A 25,597-nucleotide genomic window follows, 5' to 3' on the forward strand; every position below is an offset into this window, starting at 1 on the left:
AAGTCTTAAAATTTATGCTGATTGATATATAAAATCAGATGAACAAGATAGAAGATCTTAATCAAAAAATAGAAAAACGATTGCTCCCCAAAGGAGTAACCGCTTCACATAAAATATTATCTTTTTTCAAGAAGTACTAGTAATCTTTTATGCAGTGAATTTAATTCACGTCTAAAATTCCTGCACTCTTGATCAACTTGTTTAATTTTTGATATCTAAATATCTTTATTGAATTTTCCAATCTATTAAATTCATTTTGCATCCATAAACTTCTCCATGATAAATTTAGATTTTTCTATAAAAATACTCCTTTCCTATTGATAATTTAGAAATTTTCAAATCGTGGATTTACCTTTTCAAATTGTTTAAAGCTGACGAATTACTTTCTAAGATTGCCCCAACAGCAGAGCAGCTTTCCAAATCTGAACAGTCACCACAAGTAGCAACCCCTTTTCTCATTGCACATTGACGGATACCACACATACTGTTGCAGAACACCGTTTTAATCCCCTCGCCACGACAGCCTTGACAGTTAATATGTTCAGGAAGAATAGGTGCATTGTTTAATTCTGCCCATAGTTTTGCCGTTTTTTCTCGCAGTTTTTGGTCGTCGTTGATTGTTGCGATATATGCGTCGCATTTTTCACAATCCAGTCCACAATATGCAATCATTTCTTTCATGAATATATGCCCCCTTATATCTATTAAGTCTGATTATCTTTTTCAATGATGTAAGACTGCAGGCTCTTTTTACACCCATTCTTTTCATAAAATTCTTCTATCCCTTGTTGTGAGCCAAAATAAAGCATGGTTGGTGTATGTTCTTTAGCAAGTTCAAGCAGCTTGCTTCCAATTCCCATTTTTTGATACTCTGGCAGGACAAGCAGCTCTGTGATTGTTCCAAAATAATAACCGTCTGTAAGTATTCGTAAACACCCGACAAGTTTATCTTTATCATAGGCAGTTATATTCAAGGTCTTTGATAGAGCATAACTCGTTTTTTCTAAATCATAATTTCCTTTCCAGACTTGATTTACAAAAGAGATAAATTGTGAAGCAGACAGGTTTTTATCGCTGATTTTATATTCTATCATCTTACATATTCCTAACCTTTATCAGAGATCATCGCATACAGGCATTTACAAATTTCATGGGAACATTCATACGCTCTGCAACCTGTTCTGGCGTCATTCCACTATCCAAGAAACGCTTGCAGACCACTTTCATGTTTTCGCCCACTTCAATTATGTGCTTGTCTGGGTCATAGAAACGCACGACACGCTGTCCCCATGAATGTTCTATAACAGGGTGAACATACTCGATTTGATATTCTTTTAGCTTATCGGTAAATTTATCGAAATTATCCTCTTCAAAGTAGATTTCGAAATTATTTCCTCCAAAAGAAATGTCGTCTGTCCCTATAAATTTACGGTATGTTTCCAGTGTCTGCAACGCTAATCCGCCAGTTAAAGTCTTATTGGCTCCAAAATCCATGATGACATGCAGTCCAAATACTTTTTTATAAAATTCAACGGACTTCTCTATATCAGATACTACCAGCATAGGATTTTTTAATTTCATTTTTTACAGCCTCCTTTAACTATTTTTATATTCAAATTATACCAGTTATAATTAAGCCATTCAACGAATTCACAGTATGACTATTTTTCTTTCACTCTAATCTGAAATTTAAGTATAGAAAAAGCGGTTGATCTCCAAGGGAGTAACCGCCTTTCATATGAAGCATGAAATTGTAGTAAGATTTACACCTCCAAATCAAAAAGAAATTTTTCGTAGTCCTTTACATAATATCGTATGTTTTTACGTCCTTTTTGAATAATAGTGTGTCCCTCTGCTTCCAATTTTTCTTTCTGTGCTTCAATACCATTTGGATATTTAACATTTAGTTCCCCGTTTGCTTTCAATGTTCTCCAATAAGGTGTTTCATTTTCTGAACGTTGATAACTTGCCCACGCTGCAATAGAAACAAAAATCCCTGCTGTAATCGGTTCTGTAAAATCTGCACCGCTCAATTTTGCAAAGTATTCTCGTATTTTTCCAACAGTAATTACTTTACCATACGGAATTTTTTTCATTACTGTATCATAGTCGATAGGTGGAGCAAGGTACATTTTACTTCCGCCATATTTTTCAATGCTTTTCTGGTCTGTAATAGTCTGAAATTTTGGCATATCCTTATTATCGTGCAACATAGCATTGAAATCCTTTTTATCTTCATTTGCCATTTTGCCACCTCCTGCTTTAAGGATAATCAGATTATCTTGACTATGCAATGAGACTGTTTGAAAAATGTCAACAATTTCAAATTTTGTATAGATCCGCACAATAATGATTGCTTTTTATTTGGCTATCTCTAAACACCGAGTAATTTAATAAAGTCTTGACACTTCTATATCAATTGGTTCAACCATACTCCATTTACCGCCTCAGCAATACTTGTAATTACAACACCTGGGTGCTAATTTTTTAAATATTTTTCTAATATTAAATAACGACTGCACCTTTTCTAATTTTAAAAGTACAGACGTTATCCTTTTACTTTTTCATTTGTCCTGATTTAAATTTATATTTGCCTTTCCCATATCCAGACACCGGTTCTATGATTTCTGCCTCCACTAAATTTGCAAGAAATTTAGATGCCCCCGATTCCTTCAATTCAAGAAGTTCCATAACAACACTTCTGCCAAATATTTGGTCAAAACCAAATTCATCGAAGAGTTTCCTGATATGAGACATAGTTTTAGCAGAAAAATGATTTTCTCTTCCAGAAATCACACTATCAATATCCACTTTTCTATTTCCAATATCTACTTTTCCATCTTGAATATCCACTTTTTGAGTTTCAACGTGTATTTTCATATCATTTAATATCCCGCTTATATGCAGATTTCTATTGTGAAGTTCATGTTTCTCGTTTAGAAGCAGATTTCTAAGAAACATCTCAAGATATTCTGTAGTTTCGAAAATACCTTTTTGTAGATTTGTATAGTTAGCACGGACAAGTGCATTTCTGAAATACCATGCATTTTCCGCAAATATATCATTCGTCGCCGAAAACCCAAGTGTTCTTAAATATTTAATGAAAAATACTGCTGTTGTTCTTGTATTGCCCTCACCAAATATATGAATTTGCCACAATCTTGAAATAAAAACGGCAAGATGATGAATAATTTCATCTATTGTAAGACCTTTATAGCTAAAACCTTTCTCCAAAGACAAGTCATATTCAAGTGTAGCCCTCAATTCTGAGGCACTACCATACATAACTGTTTCACCATCGAGCACCCATTCTTTTTTCGTAATATTATAATCTCTGATTTCCCCGGCATGTGCATATATTCCCTGAAAGAGTTTGCGATGAATCGAAATATACTCATTTGGAGTCAGTGAAAACGCTGTTTCTGAAAGTATCTCCACAATACGGGAAGATACCTTATCTGCTTCTTCAGTACGCTCCTCATCTGACAGATGTACAGGTTTTTCCTCATAATAGCTGTCAATGAGAATTTGTGCTTCTTTCAGAGTAATTTTACCCTCAATATTCTGAATAGCAGTATCAATCAGATATTTTGACGGTTTAAGACCATCTACGTCCTGAAGTCCGATTGCTGTGCTCCATGCATAACTCTTTCTTACTCTGTCCGGTTCAGATTCTTTCAAATATTCCTTAAACGGATCCTTTTCCACCTCTGTTACCTCATTTCATAATAATACATTTTTTCTTTTATCTTTTCAATCAATTCCACGTCTGACGGAAGCCATTCTACACTATGCAACTTCTCTTTTGTCAGCCATTTAGCTGCTTCATGCTCTTTCAACTCCAATCCACCTTTCACAATCTCACACCAAAAGCAATCCATAGACAGGTGAAAATTGGGATAATCGTATTCGATTGTATCAATCAGATCTCCTACATTGATATCGGTATCCAATTCTTCTTTGATTTCTCTGGCAAGGGCCTGTTCAGGTGATTCCCCATCTTCAATCTTACCTCCAGGAAATTCCCATCCATCCTTGAATTCTCCATATCCTCTTTGCGTAGCAAAAATTTTATCATCTTTTCTAATCACCGCTGCTACTACACGTACAGTCTTCATCACATTTCTCCATTCTGATTCTTTTAGTTATTTTTACGTTTTTTACCATTAATCACTCACAATATAATCATAGATATCACTTCTTACCGGCACGTCTAATCGATAGTCTATCTCAAAGGCATTATCCTTTGTTTTTTCCATATAAATTTGTCTCGGATTTCCCTCCGCAAAGATTTCTCCCAAAAAATAGAATTCTTTTGCCTCATCTTTTCGACTACAGAAAATTAGCCCTTTTACTCGATCTCCGCTAAATCCATAGTAATTTGCTTTCTCGATTACATAATTGACTCGGTCATCAAAAATCAGATTCGAAAAATTCTTTACACCTGCATTGTCATCGAATACTTCTCCATTTATTTCCAGATCTGTAATTCCAAAATAATGGAAAGGACATAATAAATCTTCCTCAAGAGCCTGCTGAAGACGTATTTCATAGGCAATATGATGTTCAAAAATCGAATAGATATCATACTGATTGGTATCTGGACTGGCTGTCATTCCCAGCCAGAACTTTGGTTTGAAATACCGCATAATCTTCTGGTAACTCTCAGCACCAGCATGATGACACTCATCGAGAATAATCACGTCAAAATCCGTGGGGCTATAATGGGACAGAATATCTTCTTTCGAGAGCATTTGCATAGTAGCAAACAAGAAATTTGCCTCAAACTCTCTGCTGTTTCCGCGTACGAAACTTTTTTTCATTCAGATACTCTTGACGATAAGTATCAATAAAATCTTCAAAAGCCAAGGAATGCTCATCTTGCCATAGATCATCGAATTCCCATAAAACTGCCTGAGTCAGCTCACCCTGTTCTGTAGAGACAATTTTGGTATTCCACTCTTTGTTTTTTGTGATGGCACTGAGTGTCATATTGGAACTTCCGATGATAATCCGATAAATTTCTTCTTCACGAAAAATATATCCTTTTGTATGAAATCCACCAGTTTCTAAACTTGCAACAAACATTTTCAATTCAATGTTTTTTAATCCAGCCAACTTTTCCAAAGCCTCTGGCTCACTGAACATAAGATAATTTGTCGTCAAGATTTTCCCTGGAATATTTTTTTGTTCCAAATCTTTTAAAGTCTGAAGAAGCGGTGTAATTCCGCTTTTGGTAATAAAAGCGACACTGATACAGAATTCTTCACATCTCTGTAATTCCTCTTCAATTGAAACAAGAACTTTTTTTCCAAGCTTATAGTTATTTGAAATAAATTCTGGTCGATATGCCAGATTAGAATTTGCAGTATGATCCAGATATGCTGTCTGAATTGCTGTCTGCAATGTTTTTATTTTGTCATTGTATAACTGCATTACCACTAACCTCCCTGAGGTTTTAAGTTGTATATATTGTATCACAATTTCCCTTTTCTCACTAATGATAGATATTTTGTTCCTACATAACTTGTCAATGTTTGTTCCAATATTGTTCTTCATTATAATACTTCTCAAAAAGAATCACTTTTAAAATGTCGCTTTCTATTTTATATAATTGCATAGACTTTAATTCTTTATGATGGGTATGGATCTAACCTATTATGTTTTTTCTCTGAATAAAAATCGGAACAAATCCATATATTATTCTCCTTTGAAATCCGTATACTTACATTACTCTGTAAATCATTACATTTTAATTTACTTTTTAAATTTTCAAATATTATTTCTTCCACTTCTCTTTGACACTTTGAATCTGACAAGTACCTTTTTCCATAAATATCCACTATACCTCTGTGTACCATCAACAACAGATTACCAAAATAACAATTTCGCCCATTCTTCATAAAATTAATTTTCTATTAAAACGATCTCCTTCCTGATTCTGACATAATAGATACCTTCATCAATACTTTTCACAGAATTCTTTCGATTGCTTTCGATGTTATCAGTATCATATACTTTGCAATATTTCCAGGTCGCTTTTGATTTTCCAGGCATCGTCAGCACACGTTTTTTATCATACAGAAATGTGCCTGCACCCGGCATTTCGGGAGCAAGGGAAAGTTGTTTGCTTGCTGTAAAAATCACATTATTCTTCTCTTCATAAATACGTTTATCACAGGCATGTGGAGCCAGAACAATTTCTTTTGCTCGTCAGGATCAGTGATAATGCCCCCCAACCTGTAAATATCCCCATACGACCTGCAGCGGCATTCCCAGATAAGTATCCTCTGTTTTATCCGTTCTTCGAACATATTCATACTTTCCATGATTCTGCTTTATATGGCGAAAATTGCCAAAGAAAAGAAATAGATCTCCTTCAGAAATATGTTGATTCTTTAGATAAGTTGCAGCTTGATTAATCTGTCCAAAAGCCGGTGTCACTCACGAATTGATTCCCGCCTTCTGTCTTTCACCAGATCGGGATCCAAATGGCAATGTTCTGCTCCCCGATACCCAAGCGCATTCAAAATTGTTTTCATGCAAATTCCATCACAAAACAATTCGTCATATCGAATGTTGTCCTTCTCCACATCTTTACTTGGGATAGGGAATGAAACCATTGTCCCATCTTCAAAAATAGGACTCATGATACCGCCATTAGCGCTATCAAATCCTTTACGACTTAAAACTACTTTCATTGCTCTCACCGCTTATCATTAAGAGTTATTTCTTCTCAATCTTAAAACCGCATTCAGCCACCGAAATCCCCGTCTCCCTCTTACATCTTCGGTATACCACAGCTGCTCCAGCTTCAATTGTTTATTTACCGTCAGGATTTTCTCTACCAGCTGTTCAGTAAACTCAAGAAAAAAACGTCCATCCTCCACTTTTCCCGTGGGAATTCCATTTTTCCCAGAAATGTATATAATTCCATTGTCATCCAGATACTGATCGATCTTTTCAAAAAACTGCAGTACTTCTTCTTCCTGCAGATGAATCAATGATGCACACGCCCAGATCCCATCGTACCGTTCCGTCGGCCGATAGTTTTGGATATCTGAACATATAATTTTTCCTGAGAAAACTTTCCGGATTTCTCTGCCTAGATTCTTCGACGGTTCCAATGCAGTCACCTGATATCCCTGTTTCTGGAAATAACATGCATCACGTCCGCTACCGCTTCCCACATCCAGAATCTTGACCCCATTTTTTAACAGGGGAAGGAATCTTTGATACTGTTTTGACATATCAGCGGAAAATGTTTCTGCCACATAGCGTTCTGCATTGCTTTCGTAATAGTTACTCATCATCTTATGTCCTCAAGCTCCAACTGGAAAATCCCATACTTTTTGCCGACTGATAGACCGGAAACATAATCTCTTCCAAACGCCCGGAAAACTCCGTTTCCGTCAGACCTCTCTGATAAAGTCTATGCCTGATCTCCTGATTGTTCAGATGCTCCTTCGCACATTTTTCAAAGGCTTTATGTACTTCCGGATATTCCCACATCAATTCATAGGACAAATATTCCATTTTACATAATAATGGGAAATACATATTCCAGTCTGGAAGGCTGTTGCTTTTACTGCTGTTGATACTCCGGGTTGTAGGCGTCAGATTCCACAATTCATCATGTGCCACATACGACCAGGGTACAAAATGATCAATGGATAAATTGTTTTCACTGAGTCGATTTTCCCCATAGATTTCACAAATAGGTTTTATGGAGACAAGCATTTTCCAATATTTTTTTACCTTTTCCAGATTCCGTTCTTTTGGCGGATAAAGCTTGTCCACAATTCCCGGAACACTGGGATTCCTTTTCTGAAGATACTGGATCAGATTCAATTCCACCCATCCCTGTATGATTTCATAATTGCGGTCAATATAATCCGCCCATTCTTCCTGTATCTGGATTTGGGTATTTAGGCCACTGAATTGCAGGAAATAATACATCAGTCTTTGTTCCTGGTTGATTCTTTTCGCAAGATTTTCCCCGGATCTGTTCCATTCTTTTCCTTTCATAGATTCCATAAAAGGCGCCTGTAAACGATAGGGAACATTATAAGATAACGTCCGTTTCATGGCTAAAACTTCTTTATCTTTACATGTCTTCACATACTCCAGAACAACGTCTTTCTTCTCACAGGATTTCATATTACTGATCTCACCCAGCCGGTGAACCAACCGTTCCAGTGCATCATTAGGGCCAAGATTCAACCGGTACTCCAAAACCATATACCAGGCATCTGCGATCATTTCATCAATCAACGTTTCAAATGTAATTGTTTTCTGTCCTTCTTTTATTTTCCGTGCGATTGCCTGAAACCAAAATAATTTGTAACACTCGCTTTTGTTATCAAACAATCTGGAAAAATGGGCAATATCCAATATATCAGAATGTGGCAGCTGCATGTCATTCTCCCAGTTCCGTATATTTCTCTTTATGTCCGTATGCTTTTTCTACCGGATATTTTTCTGCATTCCGCTTTACCTTTTCCTGAATGATTTCATCTAAGTCCAATCCGCAGGTATCTGCCATTAAAATACAGTAATTCAGTACATCCGCCAGTTCTTCCCTGACCTTGTCTTTTTTCTCCTCGCACCAGACATCATCTGCACTCCACTGAAATATTTCCAGCAATTCCGCCGCCTCCAGGCTGATGGAAATAGCCAGATCTTTCGGGTTATGGAACTGTTTCCAGTTCCTATCATCTCTAAACTTCAATACTTCATCTATTGTCTCCTGTTTCATATAGACCTCCCCTTTTTTCTTACTGTACATCTATATACTGTGAAAAATATTCTCTCAAATCAGGATCACATATATAAAGATATGTGCCTTGAATTCCTCTGGTCATCAGTACATAATAAATATGTTGAATATACTCTAATAGTTCTCCATAATCTGCTGTTTTTTTACCGTTTTGATCAAAATACTCTTGTGGTCGAATGATGATACGTTTTTTATCTGTATCATAGCCTATTTCATTTCCCATAATTATAAAGCCATAATTCAAATCGTATCCCTGAGTAGAATGTATACAGCCCACTTCATCAACGGCTTCTTTCGAAAGGACCCATCCCTCTGTACAATGATTCCATTGTTTTTTTATTCCCTGAATTTCAATATCGTATAATGACTTATTTTTTTTACTGATCCAATCCCAGGCATATCCTGCCGCCATTCTTACTAACTGAACTTCTTTTTCTTTCTGATACATCAGCTGATTAAATTTTTTAAAGTCTGTCACTATTTTCAGATCATAATTTGAGAAATTCTTCTTCTCTTTCACAGTTCCAGATAATAATTCTTTGACATAAGAAATATAGTCATTTCCACCTCTTACTCTCATCTGGGTAAGGAGATTAAAATACGTTAAAATACGTTTTGATTGATCATTCTTCATCTTCCTACGAAATCTTTGTACATCAATTCCCGATGGTCCTACCACTTGCATTTCGTCATAAAATAGTATGGGACATTTGCATTGGTGCAGAATCCAGTCTAATTCGTCACTTTCTGTAGTTAATCCTATACGCTCACAACATGCCTTAAAGGGGCCCATATATGAAATATTCTTATATTGATGAAGCCTATGCGCTTCATCCACAAGCAAAATATCGTAATACTGTTTTGTTACATCCGATGGAGATAAAATATCTGATGCTTTTAATCCATAAATACTTTTAAAAATCCCTTTCAGTGTTTTTCTTAATGAAGTCTGAGGAACTACAAAACCAATTTTCTTTTCTCTGAATTCTTCACTGTCTTTCAGATATTTCATTAAAAAAATTGCAACGATTGTCTTTCCACTTCCAGGCATCCCATTTACAACAATTGTTTGGTTATCTTCCTTTTTTAAGGATTCCATAATTTTGTCCACCGCTGCTCTCTGATCATTATTCAGCTCCTTGAACGGTGAATATTTAAACAAATCAGAATTTTCAAGTTCTTCCAAAGAATGCTTAACTAATTTTGATCTCTGGAGACTTCGCCACAAAACATGGAATTTTTCATCATATTCTTTTTTCCCGTAATATTCTTTATCAGCCATCCCAGCATTTTTATTACGAACCTCATATAGTTCATCCGCAACAATATACTGAATGAGTTTCGATTCATAATCGAACGTAACTGATTGATTAAATTTGGAAGAATAGATGAAATGTACTTTATCAAAAATGCGCTTATCTATAGAATGATAATGTTGAGACATACGATTTATCACATGATTAGATTGCCCGATATATGCCTGTTTGCCATTTTCTAATATGTAAAGCATTGGCCAGTTTGACAGATAACTTTCGTCTCCATATTTTTGCTTTTTAAAATCACCTTCTGTTATCTTAAACATCCTTACCACCTTGATTCATCATTTTTCGGTTAAAAAATATCAGCCCACCTGTAATAATTTCCCTGAATGCCCTTCTCGATGAACATATATTTTAAATTTTATCATAATACCCATTATTTTTCTATATAACTAAATGCTATATTATCCCCCTCCTATTGCCCATATTATTCTTCACCCTTATGCTCCTTAGATTGTGAACCCCATTCAATATATACAGTAAACCACATACATATTTAACACTTCCAAGGAAAACTCAAAAGCCCGTAAAGCCTTGTAAAATAAGGCTCTACGAGCTTTAACAACGCAGAAAAAATCATACAAAACGAGCTAAAATTTAACACCAGATGTTTCTAAGCTCCATGAATTCATTCGGATCTTCCCCATTTTTTCCAATGCAAAACTGCCTCATTCGCGCTTGCTTTATTCACGAAATGGGGCACTATGAATTTTTTATTTCTAACATACAAATATTCTAATCTGATTAGCAATACGAAAATATTCTATACTAAAGCACTTTTTGAATAACTTATCCATATATTTCTTCCTTTACATTAAACGATTGTCCTACTTGATTATATTTATAAAATTTATATAAAATATAGTTCTCTTTATCTATTTCGTGTGTCGATAAGATTATTTGTTTATCCGAAAAATCGTTTCGAAGCACTTCTAATAAAGAAGAAATATTTATATCATCCATAGTTTGTACTGGATCATCAATAAGAATAAATCCAATGTCATCCGAAGACGCTTTAATATACTGTTTGTTCATAGCAAAAAGGAACGCTAAGACAAAACCAGAAAGCTGACCCGAGCTAAAAGTGTTTAATATATCATGTTTAGCATCCCCCTTTGAGACAAATCTCATTTCATCCTTACTTACAAATACACCTAGTCCACTTTGATAATCTTGAAGTATTTTTCCTGTATATATCAATAAAGGTACTCTTAATTGCTTTAAAGTAAAATTTTTATATTCTTCCGCCGCTTTTTCATATGCTTTACCTAATTTATGTAGCTGTTGACGAATTTTTGTTACTTTTGCTTTCCTGATAATTAATTCCTGCATTTCTTTCCTAATTGTATATTTTTCGATGTTCTCCTTTTCCAAAACAATTCCTTCAAGATATTTGCATTTCTTTTTTACGAGATCTATCGGGAGCAATTTCTTCATCTCAGCAACATCTATACCATAAAGTTTTTCTATATTATCATATTTATATTCATCATATAAACTTTCAAATTCCGTATTCTGAATATTTTTAATCAGTCCAGATAATACTCTTTGTATATCTACCACCATTTTATTCCTGTCTGTTTGCGGCACATAATCTGTATTAGCTAAGTATTTTGCAACTTTCTCAACATTTGCTATCCTCCCTAAATCACTGATAAACCCTTTTAATGATGTTTTGCTTTGAGCAATTAGGTTAATTGTATTTTTGTCTAATCCATCCATGTATGGATGAATTATTTTCTTTACCCGTTCAACTTCACTATCCAGCTCATTTCTTTTTAGTGCAATCCTTTCCCCTGTACTTCCACTTTCATTTTGCAATAATTTTTCTACTTCCTCAAAGCCATCATTTAAAAAAGTTACATTTGTAAATTTTGTATTACAAAACGGACATGATGTTCCCTGTTTATCATACTCATCTTTCGCATTTTTCAACGCATTTCGAGCACTTGATAGTCTATCTATTATTTTTTGACTAGTAGAAAGTGTATTTCTTAAGCTAAGTATTTCATTGGATATATTTTTAATTAATGAAAAGTCATATTCCTTCAATTCTGGAATTAATTTTTTTAGCACAACAACATCTTCGTCTTTGTAATTAGACGCATCTGGAGTGGCCTGTCTAAACATCAAGGTACTATTATATATCTGTATCATAGAATCCCACTTTTCCAGTTGTTGCTCTGCTTTTTGCCTTGAAACAAGATTGTCAATTATATACTCTCTATTATCTACATAATCTCTTATCGAATTCCCTTTAAGTATTTTCAAGATATCTTTATTCCATCTATAATTTCTATAATCACTTTCATTCTCCCAAAAAGAAATTATACCATCTAATATATGCAGGCCCCTTTTAATCTCAGAAATATTTGCTTGCGCAATATCCTCTCTATCCCAAAAATATAAATTTGAATCTTTCTTGTAAAGACCCAAATCCACGTACTGGGACTTTTCTGTCTCGTCTTCCGAGTTATTATTTAACAAAACTTTTAGTTTTATTGCCTTATTTTTCAATTCATTTTCCAAATTCCTAATCTCATCATTAACCAAATGCCCGCTTGTTCCATTTTTATTTCCAATAAGATCTGTTACAACATTTTTTCTCCCATCTATAAAATCCGTTTTTAGCAAAACATTCATTGCATTTTTCCTATCAGTAATAGTTCTTTTTAAAAAATGCACCGATTCCGCCTGTGAAACATAATAATATACATTAAAATTGTCTGCTCTATATTTTAATGATGTTTTATTATCTAAAGTATCGTTCCAATTATCGTAACTATGAAGAAACTGATCCAATTCTTCTGTAAAAATAAATTTGTTAATATTTCCATAATATATTGAATTTTCAATCTCTAATTTATGAGAATTATTTGATATTTTTGCAAATAGTGTAAGGAACTCATTTTCTTCTCTTTTTAAAGTTAAAACTACATATCCGTCCACATCTGCTTTATTAAGCAATATATTTTTCCCCAGATTCGTTTTCTTATTCTCAATTGCTTTATCAAGACGTGTAATATTCTTGGAAAATATTAATTCGATTGCATCAAAAAAAGTAGTTTTTCCAAAACCATTTGGCCCAGATAAAATAATAGGATTTTTTTCATAATCAATACAGAATTCATAAAACTTTGCATTATCAAAACACTTAAAGTTTTTCACACGTAAATTAACAATTTTATATTGCATCATTCCACCTCCTTTATTAATTGATTTATAATTTCATCAATCTCTTTTTCGCTAATGTTCTCTTCTTCTAAAGATATTAATTCTTCCAATGCAATTCTATTTTCTTTAATCGCTTCGTCATACTTTACTAAATCATCGGTCAAAGACTCTTTGACTATTTTTTCCAATGAAATATCATCAGATGTTGCTTTAAATCGGTATTGTAAAAAAGGTATCTTTGAAAACAGCCTAATTACAAACTCATAGACGCTATTATTATTTGTTCCATTCATAAGAGAATAATAATTCTCCTCTACATCTGCCAACTGAGAAAGTATCTCAACAATATTTTTATCACTATAATCAGCTAAAACATTTTTCAATCCAGCAACTTGCTTTTTTGTATATGGGAGAATATATCTTTTGAAATAATCCGGAGATTCTTCAATTGAATAAATCAGATTCCTATATTTAGACAAAATATTTATTTCCGAAAATTCAACAAGATATATTGCGGATGTATTTTTATCAATCTGCGACACCTCCTGCTTATTTTCAAAGGAGTTAATTATGGAATACTTGATTCCTTTGTTTTCATTCCTACCATTAACATATTCCTCCTCCAATTTACTTAATTCTTTTCTTATCAACTCTTCATCATCTGAGATATTAGTACAGTCAATGAAATTTAAAATAAAATAGCTTACAATGTTTTTGTCTGCATTAATAAAAAACATTTTGTTATTTTCTTCCCAGGTTTTTATAAAGTTGTATTCTCCAAAAAGCTTAATCATTATATCTTTCATTACTTCAATTCTCCTAATGCCGTCTTTCTATCTACAAGTCTGATAACTTTAGGTCTATTACAGTCCTTTTTCATCTTCTCAACTGTAGAAGAAGTTATTCCACTTATCTCCCTTAATTCGCTTCCTCTTAACACATTTATATCTCCCCCATTAAAGAATAGATTTTCCTCACATAGACGATCTGTAATCAAAACATCACATTCATATAATAATGATCTATCTGTTTCTTTTTCTAATTCCTTTCTCAAATTTCTCTGAAATTCATCTATGTCATAACTACTATCTAATGTTAACCTGTATGTCTTATTTCCATCTTTTATCGTTTCATAGGCATTATTTCTACTAAGCCCTAACGTTTTAATCTCATCCAAAAGATTCAGAAACAAATGAGAAACTAAACTATCTTGTGGTAAATTGTTATTTTTACCTATTTGCGGGGTTCTTAATAATAAATTATGTATTATCAAGTTTTTATCAGATTCTGGTTTACCATTCAAAATACTAATCTGTTTAAATAAATTGCAGACATCAGAATCTGCACAATCACCACAATTACTTTCAACACAATTATTCCACGGTTCACTTGGATACTCTGCATAAGCATCCCGAATACTTCTCAATACTTGAAAATACTGATATTCAATTGTGTCTATTCTTTCATGATAGTCTATCACTACCTTTTTTACTATCTCATCAAATGTTAATATACATTTCCCTCTTCGATTTCCCTTAATATAAAAGTCTGTTATTATTTCTTTCATATACAGAAATATGCTGTCATATACTAATGCAGCATAACCGACATCAACAAATGTATAGTGAAGGCATTTTATTTTTAATATATCAATTATGATATCATATGCTTTTAGACGAATCTCTTTTGTATTATCATATTTTTCTTTATATACACACAAATATGCTTCATCTTCAGACAAAGATGGATTGTCCTTTTTAAACGTTGCTATCTTTTTCTCTATGATTTCTTTATATGTTTTTAAAGCATTATCAATCTCACTAACTGCCCATTCTATTTTTGCTATATCTTTTACATTTCCAGACACAAACTTTATTATGCTGTAAATATCTGCCTTTTTATGGTTGCCAGACACTTTATCGCAAATAATATAATCGTCTTCTTTATCCATCGGCGGAATATCTTTTTTTAAAATAACCTTTTGCCTCAACTTTTGCTGTAGCGTATTAATATAAGCCAGTGTTGTTGAAACAAAATCTGATGGGATTTTCTTACTTTTTGATATATGAAAATACCCATATTCTGCTTTATTCTGAAGAATCCCTATTATAAATGAAAATTTATCACTCGCATCTACATTTACTGCTCCTGCCTTAACTTGATGTAAGGAAACGTATTTATCGTTTTTTCTTATAGAAAAATCTTCTTCTCCCTCAATTTGCAAGTCATATTCAGAAATACTTTTTCCACTCTGTAATAAATCATATATATTTTTTAAAGCAATGTACAACGCTATATGCCCTTGATATTCATAGTTCTCCCATGAAGTAATTGCGTTAAAAGGCTCAACTAATATCATCTATATTCTTTTTAACAAATTGCTTGTTAAAAAATCCTCCTCCCTGTTTCTCATAAAAAATTTAATACTTCCACATTATAAATCATAAAGACAAATATCTCCAAAATCAACATTTTACTATACCATTTTCATAAAATGTGACTATTGGAGACATGCCAGATAAAAAGTAAGAACTCGCAAAATCCTTATTTTATAAGGATTTTGCGAGCACAAACATCTGCCCTACGAGCTACCGAAATCCCGGAAATGATCAATATCATCTGGACTTCCGTTTCCTGTTCTGTAATAAAAGGCAACATTCTAGTCGGTTAATACGTGAACAATAACTAGGAAGTAGCTGTCGTAACATAACCATTAAATTCCTTTATGAACAACAAAATAATTTCACCCTGTTTATATGTGCAAAGTAAAACTGCTAAATCTAAAAAAGATAATCTCAATTTATTTTCCATCACTTACTTTTTTTAAATAAATACTTTAACCATACATCATCTGTATATATTTCAACATCCTTGTAAAACGGTCTCTTTTCTCCAGATGAAAAACCTTCATCGATTAATTTTACAATCTGACGGCGTTCCCAATTATCTGCTCTATAAAAATACTCTCGTATTTCTAACAATTCTCCTCTGCTAAGCTTGCCTTCTAATGCCTCTAGCAAGGCTCTCCCTATATAATCACCTGAATTTCTTTTAAGATTTCTAAACAAATTTAATAAAATCTCTTTATTATTAAACATTTTCGAAGCAAATAATCTTACTAAATACACTTGAATATATTCTGGTGTATCTTCAATAAACCATTTTTCAAACTCTTCTTGTATAATTTTTCTATCTTGTTCAACAATATTTTCTCCTGTCTTTAGCATCACATCTACAAAATAGGGAATAAATTGTGGGAATTTCTTTAATATCAATGGTAACTTTACTAAATGCTCATATTTTTCTTGTGCTACTATAGTTTTAATTAATTCTGTTACCTCTTCAGGTTCTATTAGCAAACTATTTTGTGCTTTAGTAATCAGTTCATCTATATTATTTTGTAATAATTTTTGTTTTTGACTTTCTGATAACTTTCGAAATTTTGTGGGTATCAGACCCGAATATCCCCTTATAATTTTAGCTCGCTCTTTTTGAAACTCATCCTTCCTTTCATCGAACACATCAGAATTTTTTTGAGCAGTTGTATCTTTAGCACTTTCATTTTTATGATTTATACGAATTTTATCGGAAATATCCTTAATTTTGGTTTTTTGCGTATTTAAACAAATGCCCTCTCTGCTCAAACAATGAACTAAAATGGCTAAATGGCTATGTGCCGTATATGCATCCTTTGCAAAAATCCGATAATCATCTACGAAACGACAAAAATCAATTTTTTTAGAAATCAAATAATTATCTACTTCTATCAATGAAGCTTCTGCCAAAATTCTGGATGCATTAGATCCCACTGGCAAACCATATGAATCTCGATTTGCCCAAAATAATAAAACTTCATTGATTAATCTTACAATATCCTCATCTATACTATTCGAAGATAACAGAATTGATTCAACTCTATGTATATTTAAGCGATCATAAAAATTGGCAAAATCACATTCAACCATTACTTTATTTTTATTTATTTCACTTTTCTTGACGATTTCATCACGAAAAGCTGAATAATTATACTGATTATCAAATAACCTGCCATTATCTTGTGGTTTAAATCGATAAGAGAAAACTCTTTGTTTACTTTTATTAATACGCAAACATTCAACTTCGGCAGCAACAATTAGGGTCAGTGTTAAAAAAACTATTTCATCATAAATTTCCGTCAAGGCACACTTACGATAATCAGACAAACTTTTTTTAGGAATCAGCACATGTCCTAATTTATGTAATTTTAATTCTGATAATTTTCCAGTTAGAATAGATCTCGTAATATTACTACATAGCTCATTTGCAAGTTTTTCATGTTTTAATAAATCTATTTCAAAAGGTCTATTAAACAACTCTACATCTGTAGTTCCTTCATATAGTATATTTTTGATTGCCATACGACAATATTTCTTCACAATCTCTTTTTTAACCATAAATCTCCTCTAAATTCATTAAATTTTCCTTCACCACAACCAATTTTTTCTTCTATTATAACTACCCATACTGATTCTAAAATACGTTTGCATTTCCAACAAAATAAAGTGTACAAGAGAAGTAACTTTAACACTTTAATTTTTTAATGTCCTCTTCTTTATGCATATATTTTATCAAATGAGATAGAAATTATCACTTTTTAGAAAGCAAGTTTTTATTTATTACCTCCAGTGTGTTTCTTGCACTCCGCCGGAATTTCTTGTTTAATGATAAAAATCCACCTGCTCCTAGAATACAGAGAACTATTCCCGTAATCTTTCTAGTGGAAGATTCTCTTTCAGAACTCAGAAACTCGTTATTTTTTCAATTGCTTTCTCCATGATACAATCCAATTCTTCAAGTCGCTTATATGCTCCATTAATTTTTTCCGCATCATCGCTTGTTTTAATTATTTCGTAAAGCTCCATACGCTTAGATTTTTGAGAATCCGATACAATTTTTGCATATTCATTTGAAGCTTTCACTGTTTGTACATGAATTCTTCCTATAGAATCCATCCCTTTTTCCGCCCTTTCTTTAACAGTGGCCAGCTTATCCATAAATTTTAGATGGGCCTTATCACCTCGTGTTAGTTTAGTATTATTTGTAAATTATTTTGCCATAAATAATCCTCCCCTATTTTGTTTGGTTATAAAAACTCAATCCTAAAAATCAGCTCTATTATTTTGAATGTCATTATATTCTTTTATTCAATTATACCATCACTAATTAAATTACAAAGATTTCCTTTTTAGGTTCACATCGTTATTTTAATGTAAATCTATTAAAATAATTTTACCAGATTTCCGTACTTTCTCCAATTTCTATTTTTAATTACTTATTCTGAGTTTTATATCTTTCCCACTACACCATTTACTACACCATTTTCTTTCAAAATGACGATTTTTGACGCTCTCAGACAAAAAGTAAGAACCCGCAAAAACCTTATAAAATAAGGCTTTACGGGCTCTGACACCACAGGACAAAACCACCCCAAACGAGCCAAGAGGTGAGTGCTAAATTTCTCGCTTTATTTTGTTGATTATTTATCATTCATGATATACTGATTCAAAGGAGGAATGATCGATGTTAAAAGAAAAAGCAGAAAGCTATTATTTATCAGGATACAACTGTGCAGAATGTATTCTCCGCGCGGCTAATGATCTCTACGTATTAGGTCTTGATGAAAATGCACTTCATTTAGTATCTGGATTTGGCGGCGGTATGCAAGTTGGCGATGCTTGTGGTGCGCTTTGTGGTTCAATCAGTGTAATTTCCCGGCAGCTTGTCAAAACGAAGGCACATGATACCGCTTCATTACAACCAATGATCCAAAAAATGGTTTCCGATTTTGAAACCCAATTTCATACCATTCGCTGCAGAGAGATAAAACCGCAATGTTTTGACCCGGACACTCGATGCTTGAAGACCGTACACATAGCTGCCGATATACTTGAGAAAATCATCACACAGTGAAAAGAAAAGAATCTATAAAAAATGTGACAGCCCGATTGATCAGCCGTCACATTTTTTAGTGTTTTTATAAAATACCAAAGAACGCACAAATACAAGATAGAATGATCAAAAATACAAGAATGGTAGTCGTTTTAATGTTTTTTCCTAACAGCCAGTACATAATGCCAAATGTAAGCAATGGCAATAAACAAGGCATGATCTGATCAATGTACTTTTGCAATGGTTCACTTGCTCCCGATACACCAATTTCTAAAGGGATAGTAATGTTCACTGTCGAAGCAATCATTGCCCCAATGACCATAAGGCCTAAAATGGACGCTGCTTTTGTTAAATTTTCAACAATTCCAGATTGACTCATGTCGCCAAAAAACTTGACCCCATAACGCATCCCTGCTTTCAAGCAATAGAATCTAGCTAAAAATCCAGGGATATTGATAATTAGCAAAAATGCAATTGGACCAATGATGCTTCCTTGTTGTGCAAACGATACGCCAACACCAATAGCGATAGTTAATAAGGTTCCCCAAAAAAACGAATCGCCAATCCCTGCCATCGGCCCCATCAAGGAAGTTTTCACAGCACTGATGCTGGAAGCATCAAAATTTTCATCTTTTGCATTTTCTTCTTCCATAGCCGCTGTGATTCCAGCTAACAGTGAAACAATATGTGGAGTACAGGACATAAATTCCAAATGTCGCTGTAAGGCTGCTGCCATCTGCTCCTTATCATCTTTGTACAATTTTTTTAATACTGGAATCATCATATAACAATACATCAAATTTTGTTGTCGTTCATAATTCCATCCTGCATCCAAAGTACAGGAACGAGTAAAGACTTTACGAAGCTCTTTATTCGTGATCAATGATGTCTGGTTAAAATTCGTTGTCATCGATTAAAACCTCCTTCTGTTTCTTGTTATCAGAGAAAAATCCCAAAGCTGCAATGACCAAGCCTGCCAACGCAACGCCAAATACAGGAATCTGTAGATAAGCAGCTAACAAGAAACCTGCTAACAAATACGGAGACAGTTCTTTTGTCACGATCATTTTTGCCAACATTGCAAAACCAACTGCCGGCAAGATACCTGCAGCTACATCCATGCCATGGGTAATAAATTGTGGAATCATAGCTAACACATCTTCAATGACAGGGACTCCTAAATAGAAAGCGATACCTACCACAACCGACAATACGATCTTATTGCCGATACCAGCAAACCGTGCGATCCATTCTACTTTTTTATAATCTCCTAAAGCTGCATATTTATCTGCTAAATGTGTTGCCCAGGTTAGTAAAAACATCATCTGCAGATTATCAAACAGAAGAACCAAAGTTGCTACCGGTACCGCCAATGCTACCGCTGCACCTACTTCTTGGCCGGTCAAAATCACAAAAGATGTACCAATAATCGCACCGGAAGTAATATCAGGAGGATTGCTCGCACCGATAGGGACCGCACCTAAGAAAATCAATTCCAAAGAAGCACCAACCATGATACCTGTTTTTAGATCCCCCAGTACGAGACCCACTAAGGTGGCTACTACAATAGGGCGATTATTCATCGTTGATCCCCAATAACTATGCATGTAACCAACAAATGCTACCAATGTGATCAATAATGACTGCATCAATAAATTTTCATTCATATATTTCTTGTATGATACAAATGTACCTTGTCGTAGCATTCATATCACTTTTCCTTTCCAACCTTTTATATAATGTAGATAGAACCTTAGTACTCTTATATATTTATGTGGTTTATCTACTCAAAGGAGAGTGAATCTATAGGATCTTATTACATCTGTTTATAGCTGGATAGGTTTTGATATCTTCATGTCACGCAAGTTTACACTAGTAAGACCACTATAGAATGACAAGGTTCTAGAAAGGTGGTCTTTTTATGTCTAAACTGTTTTGTGGTATCGACGTTGCTAAATTTGAACACGTCGCAAGTATCTATGATCCTTCTACTGGTGAAATGATTCTTGATTCACTTCATTTTGATAATAACGATAAAGGTTTTAAAACATTATTATCTTCTCTTTCTAAATTGAACAAACGTTGCGAAATACTGATTGGTTTTGAATCAACCGGTCACTATCATCAGGTCTTATTCAATTTTCTAACTTCCAAGAAATATAAGTGTTTTTTAATCAACCCTTATATGACCAGTAAGTTTAGATCTATTTCTTTGCGTGATGCCAAGAATGACGATATCGATTCCAGAGCCATCGCAAAGTTCTTATCGTTTGAATATAAATCTTTGATTGAACAAGAATTCTTAAGCAGCGAATTGAAAGAGCTGGTTAATCAAAGACATTTCTTAATAATCGAGTCTTCAAAAATGAAAATCAAGCTAAAATCATATCTCGATAGAACATTTCCTGAACTTGAATCCATTGTTGATATCAACACAGCTGCTATTCGAGCTATTTTAAAGGAGTATCCAACCGCTAATTCTATATCTGAAGCTAGAATAGATAAACTAAAGAATCTAGCTAAAAAGGCTTCTAAAGGTAAATATTCTCTATCAAAAGTTGAAGCTGTTAAAGAAGCAGCTAAGACTTCAATCGGAATTCACTCTTTAAGCATTGGTTTGAATATCATTCAATGTATTGAAACTTTAGAACTAAAAGAAAGGCAGATTGATAGAATCGAAAAAGAAATCAAAGAACATCCTACTGTGCTTGATTCTCCTTTACATCAGTTAATTGGGATTAACGATATAGAAATCGGTTATATCATGTCTGCCATTATTAGTATAACTCGTTTTAGCTCTCCAGAAAAGATAGTAGCTTATGCAGGTTTAGATCCAAAGGTTAGACAATCCGGTACATGGAAGGCAAATACGACTAGAATGTCCAAAAGAGGAAACAAACTATTAAGATATGCTTTGATATGGACAGCTTTCAATATGACCAGAAGACCTGGACCTATGAAAAACTATTTTGCGCTAAAGAAGTCTCAAGGAAAGTCTCACTACAACGCCTTAGGACACTGTGCAACAAAACTTTGTCGTTACATTTTCTGGATACTTAATCATCCTGATTCAAACTTTGAATACCAATAATTTCAAACAATATTTTCATAAAACAAACTTTTTTATATAAATATATCATTTATAGCTATTCGTTATTTAAGACTACTTATATAACTGAGCTTTCGTATACCCTAAATATACTTTATTGAATTTTGACAATTCTTATCTTTTTTTACTTGACAGATTCATAGCTGGTCTCCTTTTCCTATAGCAGATCCATAACATCTTGTTTGGAATCACCTGGAACCAAACGTACTTCTAACTCAATTCCCTGCTCTCTTATCGCTCGTAATTTTTGTTCATCTTCTTTACTGATGAACACGGCCTTTGCAATTTGTCTTCTGCCTTCCATCTGTTTCATACCACCGATATTGATCGTATCGATGCATTTTGTTTCTTTGCTTAATCGATAAGCATCCTCTACACTACCGACGATAATAAATAATTTATACTTATCTGTTACATTGCTATTCAACGCCTTGATGGAATCATCGATGGATTTCATCACTAATTTGACTCCAGTCGGTTTCGCCATCCGCATGGCGCTCATCTTTAATTCATCTTCCATCAATTCATCATTGGCAATCAAGATACAATCCGCATCTAGAAATTTTGTCCAAGAAAATGCAACCTGTCCATGCAGCAATCGATGATCGATTCTCATAAGTTTTATCATGCTTCTCTCCTCCTGATTCTTTCTGCGGCCTCCACAATGGCCTTAACATGCTCACCGCTGACTTCCCCATCATCTTTATAAGTATCTTTAAAATAACTTCCTACAATTGCTCCATCTGCATAGGCAAATTGTTTTTCCATGTTTTCTGGCGTAATTCCTGCTCCAACGATCAATGGGAAATTTCCGATTCCTTTTCGAAATTGTTGAATTTTTTCTAAAGATGTTTCTTGTCCTGTGGCATCTTGTGTCACGCAAATTGCATCACAACGCTGCATTGCAATCTTCAAATCTTCTTCTAAAGTATTGGCTGATAAAACCGGCTGATATTTAAATCGGACTCCACCTAGAATCTTTCCTGTATATTTACTTCTGCATAGTTTGAAAAAAGCATCCAAGGTATCTTCATCCCGAGGTTTTACATGTCCAACCACGGAATCCAATTGTACAAATGAAGCTTGATATTTTTCTGCCAAATAAAATCCCATTGCATCCACATTCAAACAATTTACACCGTAAGGAATGCTGAGATTCAAGTTTTTCACATATTGCAATGCTTTTTCCATATTGTGATACTGACCAAAGTAATTTTCTATAATGATGCAATCTACTCCATTTTCTACATATAGATCAATTTCTTTTTTCATCCTTTCTTCAATATCTGCATCCGTATCACCTTTTAGATGCAGCATTGCTAATATAGGTTTTTTCTTGCGAAAAATAGATAAAAAATCTCTTTTGTCATCCATAAATACTCTCCTCAAAAATCTTCTTCCTCTAATTTTGTAATACCAACAGATTTTATACCTTGTTGTGCATCAGATTGGATCTGCATTACTGCTCTTTCATCCAAAGCATTTGGATATTCCAGACATAACGACAGCAACATATTGATATTCATTCCTGTAAATAACCAAACATTTTTCAAAGCGGACAGTGGATACATGGCTGAAAACACGCTTGCTCCATATAAATCTGTTAAGATTACGAATTCTCTTTGCGGATGTGCTATAATTTCTTGTGACAATTCTCTGCTAAAATCTTCTGCTAATCTTCCGGGCTGCAATTCATATGTAACAGCCTCATAAGCAATTTCACCAATGATCATCTTTGCTGTATCAAGCAATCCTTCCGCTAACTTTCCATGAGATGCCAATACAATAGTTCTTTCCATCAATTTCCTCCTAACTTGTATTAACTTGTATTTTCTAAATACATCTTAACATGTTATGTAACCGCTGTCAATTCTTGCAAGTACATTTTTTTTTACTATAATTATTACTATAGAATATAGGAGCTGAACGATGAAACCATTAAAGCAATTCTGTGCTGTTACACTACAAGAACAGCTGCATGATGAATTATTTGAACAAATCCAAAGTGGAAAATATCAACCAGGAGAACGTATCCCTTCTGAAATGCAATTAAGCCAAATGTATAATATAAGCCGGGTAACTGTTCGCAATGCCATTCAACAATTAGTAGATGAGAACATTTTGGTCAAACGGCATGGCAAAGGTACATTTGTAAAAGTAGAAGTACATACCGAAGGCGTTTTCACTGGCGGCAGCTTTACCGATACTTGTTTGCGAATGAATGCCACACCTTCCACAACGATCATCGAATGCAAGATCAATAAGATAGAAAAAGAGGTTGCTTCTTATTTTCAAGACCATCCTTCTCACTGTATCGAAATCAAACGTGTTCGTTTTGTAGACAAAGACCCCTGCATCATTGAACTGGACTATTTTCCAACTAAATATGATTTTCTATTAACAAATGATTTAAAAGAGCTCTCTCTTTTAAAATTCGTCTCTACACAGACAGGTCTAAAGCCGTCAAATTTTGAAGATCATTTTACAATTGTTTATGCGAATAAAGAATTTGCTGAATTATTAAATTGTACAATAGGTACACCTTTGCTCGAAGTACAGCAAAGAGTCTTGACATTGGATGATACAACTATCTATGTTAATAAACAATATATTTTAACCAGCAAATATATTTATGCCGTTCGTTCATCTAAATAATTATTTAAACATAAAAAAGGATGATTCCTGCATGTAGAGAAACCATCCTTTTTTCGCACTTATTATTTTTCTACCTGGATATACATCACTGCATATCCATTAATGAATCCACAGGATGCGCCTTGTCCTTTCTAATACATTTTTCAATTTGCATCACCTTCCTTGTGTTATGCTTTCTGCTTATATTATGTCACATATTGCTATCTATACAAGCATTGTGGAAAATTTGGATACATTCCTGGTAAAATGGGCAAATCTGACTATCCAAATTATTCACATTATGCGAAATTATGTGAATAAGTGCAAAAAGCGTGCAACCTTTCCTGATTTCTGTATAATAATATTATCAAAGAAAGGTAAGGTGACCACATGTATCTGTTATACTTTTTTGCAATCATTTCCATCCTGCAGTTGGTTATGTTCCGCATGCCAATGCTCTTGCTGTTCCTTGTGGTCGCATATGCCGTTTATTCCCTGATTCAATCACGAAAGGCACATCAAAGTGCAGGCCCCGCTTATACGCAGCAAACATCGTCCTCTCGATCCTCGAAAAAAGATGTCATTGATGTAGAATATACAGAGCATGAACTTTAGAAGCAGAATACTGCTTCTTTTTTTATGAAAAAGATCCCG

The 25,597-nt window shown here is 33.9% G+C and carries 29 protein-coding genes; 4 read left to right on the plus strand and 25 right to left on the minus strand.

Annotation, left to right across the window (positions count from 1 at the left end; all coding sequences use genetic code 11):
* Positions 1-348: 348 nt before the first annotated feature.
* The 20 genes from BQ9859_RS08590 to BQ9859_RS08690 form a co-directional block, all read right to left on the minus strand.
* Positions 349-681: a DUF3795 domain-containing protein gene (locus BQ9859_RS08590; RefSeq protein WP_075877784.1), complete on the minus strand. Its 333-nt coding sequence runs from the start codon at positions 679-681 to the stop codon at positions 349-351.
* A gap of 23 nt (positions 682-704) precedes the next feature.
* A complete protein-coding gene (locus BQ9859_RS08595) occupies positions 705-1,094 on the minus strand; it encodes a GNAT family N-acetyltransferase (RefSeq protein WP_143404407.1) in 390 nt (129 codons plus the stop codon).
* A gap of 28 nt (positions 1,095-1,122) precedes the next feature.
* Complete coding sequence (locus BQ9859_RS08600; RefSeq protein WP_075877785.1) at positions 1,123-1,581, minus strand: VOC family protein; 459 nt, start codon at positions 1,579-1,581, stop codon at positions 1,123-1,125.
* Between the two features lie 182 nt (positions 1,582-1,763).
* The gene (locus BQ9859_RS08605; protein ID WP_075877786.1) at positions 1,764-2,246 is read right to left on the minus strand and encodes an MGMT family protein; all 483 of its coding nucleotides are present in this window, start codon (positions 2,244-2,246) and stop codon (positions 1,764-1,766) included.
* Positions 2,247-2,556: 310 nt separating this feature from the next.
* Entirely contained in the window at positions 2,557-3,708 is a 1,152-nt protein-coding gene (locus BQ9859_RS08610; RefSeq protein WP_075877787.1) for a Fic family protein, read from the minus strand.
* Positions 3,709-3,713: 5 nt separating this feature from the next.
* On the minus strand, positions 3,714-4,118 hold the full coding sequence (locus tag BQ9859_RS08615) for a (deoxy)nucleoside triphosphate pyrophosphohydrolase (protein WP_075877788.1): 405 nt from the start codon (positions 4,116-4,118) through the stop codon (positions 3,714-3,716).
* A 48-nt stretch (positions 4,119-4,166) separates the two neighbouring features.
* The gene (locus BQ9859_RS12645; protein ID WP_075877789.1) at positions 4,167-4,823 is read right to left on the minus strand and encodes a DEAD/DEAH box helicase; all 657 of its coding nucleotides are present in this window, start codon (positions 4,821-4,823) and stop codon (positions 4,167-4,169) included.
* Positions 4,783-5,559, minus strand: coding sequence for a phospholipase D-like domain-containing protein (locus BQ9859_RS12650; RefSeq protein ID WP_202613471.1), 777 nt, complete (start codon positions 5,557-5,559; stop codon positions 4,783-4,785). The genes BQ9859_RS12645 and BQ9859_RS12650 overlap by 41 nt, the downstream gene beginning before the upstream one ends.
* 348 nt (positions 5,560-5,907) lie before the next feature.
* Positions 5,908-6,147, minus strand: a complete 240-nt coding sequence (locus tag BQ9859_RS08635; protein ID WP_075877792.1) for a hypothetical protein — start codon at positions 6,145-6,147, stop codon at positions 5,908-5,910.
* A 72-nt stretch (positions 6,148-6,219) separates the two neighbouring features.
* The gene (locus BQ9859_RS12925) at positions 6,220-6,444 is read right to left on the minus strand and encodes an Nmad3 family putative nucleotide modification protein (protein WP_075877793.1); all 225 of its coding nucleotides are present in this window, start codon (positions 6,442-6,444) and stop codon (positions 6,220-6,222) included.
* Positions 6,441-6,701, minus strand: a complete 261-nt coding sequence (locus BQ9859_RS12805; RefSeq protein WP_075877794.1) for an Nmad3 family putative nucleotide modification protein — start codon at positions 6,699-6,701, stop codon at positions 6,441-6,443. The genes BQ9859_RS12925 and BQ9859_RS12805 overlap by 4 nt, the downstream gene beginning before the upstream one ends.
* Before the next feature lie 18 nt (positions 6,702-6,719).
* Positions 6,720-7,313: a class I SAM-dependent methyltransferase gene (locus tag BQ9859_RS08650; protein ID WP_075877795.1), complete on the minus strand. Its 594-nt coding sequence runs from the start codon at positions 7,311-7,313 to the stop codon at positions 6,720-6,722.
* 1 nt (position 7,314) lies between these two features.
* Complete coding sequence (locus tag BQ9859_RS08655; RefSeq protein ID WP_202613473.1) at positions 7,315-8,418, minus strand: HNH endonuclease domain-containing protein; 1,104 nt, start codon at positions 8,416-8,418, stop codon at positions 7,315-7,317.
* Between the two features lies 1 nt (position 8,419).
* Entirely contained in the window at positions 8,420-8,758 is a 339-nt protein-coding gene (locus BQ9859_RS08660) for a nucleotide pyrophosphohydrolase (RefSeq protein ID WP_075877796.1), read from the minus strand.
* 19 nt (positions 8,759-8,777) lie between these two features.
* A complete protein-coding gene (locus BQ9859_RS08665) occupies positions 8,778-10,361 on the minus strand; it encodes a DUF2075 domain-containing protein (protein WP_075877797.1) in 1,584 nt (527 codons plus the stop codon).
* Positions 10,362-10,887: 526 nt separating this feature from the next.
* The gene (locus BQ9859_RS08670; RefSeq protein ID WP_075877798.1) at positions 10,888-13,293 is read right to left on the minus strand and encodes an ATP-binding protein; all 2,406 of its coding nucleotides are present in this window, start codon (positions 13,291-13,293) and stop codon (positions 10,888-10,890) included.
* Positions 13,293-14,078: an ABC-three component system middle component 1 gene (locus BQ9859_RS08675; RefSeq protein ID WP_075877799.1), complete on the minus strand. Its 786-nt coding sequence runs from the start codon at positions 14,076-14,078 to the stop codon at positions 13,293-13,295. The genes BQ9859_RS08670 and BQ9859_RS08675 overlap by 1 nt, the downstream gene beginning before the upstream one ends.
* Complete coding sequence (locus BQ9859_RS08680; RefSeq protein WP_075877800.1) at positions 14,078-15,631, minus strand: hypothetical protein; 1,554 nt, start codon at positions 15,629-15,631, stop codon at positions 14,078-14,080. The genes BQ9859_RS08675 and BQ9859_RS08680 overlap by 1 nt, the downstream gene beginning before the upstream one ends.
* Before the next feature lie 451 nt (positions 15,632-16,082).
* The gene (locus BQ9859_RS08685) at positions 16,083-17,705 is read right to left on the minus strand and encodes an RNA-directed DNA polymerase (RefSeq protein WP_083662797.1); all 1,623 of its coding nucleotides are present in this window, start codon (positions 17,703-17,705) and stop codon (positions 16,083-16,085) included.
* Between the two features lie 345 nt (positions 17,706-18,050).
* A complete protein-coding gene (locus BQ9859_RS08690) occupies positions 18,051-18,305 on the minus strand; it encodes a hypothetical protein (protein WP_075877801.1) in 255 nt (84 codons plus the stop codon).
* A 526-nt stretch (positions 18,306-18,831) separates the two neighbouring features.
* On the opposite strand from BQ9859_RS08690, the gene BQ9859_RS08695 reads away from it, so the two are divergent.
* Positions 18,832-19,221: a C-GCAxxG-C-C family protein gene (locus BQ9859_RS08695; RefSeq protein ID WP_075877802.1), complete on the plus strand. Its 390-nt coding sequence runs from the start codon at positions 18,832-18,834 to the stop codon at positions 19,219-19,221.
* A 64-nt stretch (positions 19,222-19,285) separates the two neighbouring features.
* On the opposite strand, the gene BQ9859_RS08700 is transcribed toward BQ9859_RS08695, so the two are convergent.
* Both BQ9859_RS08700 and BQ9859_RS08705 read right to left on the minus strand, forming a co-directional pair.
* Positions 19,286-20,110, minus strand: a complete 825-nt coding sequence (locus BQ9859_RS08700) for a PTS system mannose/fructose/sorbose family transporter subunit IID (protein ID WP_075877803.1) — start codon at positions 20,108-20,110, stop codon at positions 19,286-19,288.
* Positions 20,094-20,906, minus strand: a complete 813-nt coding sequence (locus tag BQ9859_RS08705) for a PTS mannose/fructose/sorbose/N-acetylgalactosamine transporter subunit IIC (protein ID WP_235846419.1) — start codon at positions 20,904-20,906, stop codon at positions 20,094-20,096. The genes BQ9859_RS08700 and BQ9859_RS08705 overlap by 17 nt, the downstream gene beginning before the upstream one ends.
* Positions 20,907-21,121: 215 nt before the next feature.
* Between BQ9859_RS08705 and BQ9859_RS08710 the strand changes: the two genes are divergently transcribed.
* Positions 21,122-22,291, plus strand: a complete 1,170-nt coding sequence (locus BQ9859_RS08710) for an IS110 family RNA-guided transposase (protein WP_075876442.1) — start codon at positions 21,122-21,124, stop codon at positions 22,289-22,291.
* A 175-nt stretch (positions 22,292-22,466) separates the two neighbouring features.
* Here the strand turns inward: BQ9859_RS08710 and BQ9859_RS08715 are convergent, their stop codons facing one another.
* Genes BQ9859_RS08715 through BQ9859_RS08725 form a run of 3 tightly spaced genes read right to left on the minus strand, consistent with a single transcriptional unit; the run spans position 22,467 to position 24,108 of the window.
* Complete coding sequence (locus tag BQ9859_RS08715) at positions 22,467-22,937, minus strand: PTS sugar transporter subunit IIB (protein WP_075877804.1); 471 nt, start codon at positions 22,935-22,937, stop codon at positions 22,467-22,469.
* Positions 22,934-23,683, minus strand: coding sequence for a BtpA/SgcQ family protein (locus BQ9859_RS08720; RefSeq protein ID WP_075877805.1), 750 nt, complete (start codon positions 23,681-23,683; stop codon positions 22,934-22,936). The genes BQ9859_RS08715 and BQ9859_RS08720 overlap by 4 nt, the downstream gene beginning before the upstream one ends.
* 11 nt (positions 23,684-23,694) lie before the next feature.
* Positions 23,695-24,108: a PTS sugar transporter subunit IIA gene (locus BQ9859_RS08725; RefSeq protein WP_075877806.1), complete on the minus strand. Its 414-nt coding sequence runs from the start codon at positions 24,106-24,108 to the stop codon at positions 23,695-23,697.
* Positions 24,109-24,238: 130 nt separating this feature from the next.
* Between BQ9859_RS08725 and BQ9859_RS08730 the strand changes: the two genes are divergently transcribed.
* Together BQ9859_RS08730 and BQ9859_RS08735 are read left to right on the plus strand one after the other, a co-directional pair.
* Positions 24,239-24,964, plus strand: coding sequence for a GntR family transcriptional regulator (locus BQ9859_RS08730; RefSeq protein ID WP_075877807.1), 726 nt, complete (start codon positions 24,239-24,241; stop codon positions 24,962-24,964).
* A gap of 369 nt (positions 24,965-25,333) precedes the next feature.
* Positions 25,334-25,558: a hypothetical protein gene (locus tag BQ9859_RS08735; RefSeq protein ID WP_075877808.1), complete on the plus strand. Its 225-nt coding sequence runs from the start codon at positions 25,334-25,336 to the stop codon at positions 25,556-25,558.
* The last annotated feature ends 39 nt before the right edge of the window (positions 25,559-25,597 follow it).

The sequence above is a fragment of the Merdibacter massiliensis genome (assembly GCF_900155395.1).
Taxonomy (GTDB): Bacteria; Bacillota_I; Bacilli_A; order Erysipelotrichales; family Erysipelotrichaceae; genus Merdibacter; species Merdibacter massiliensis.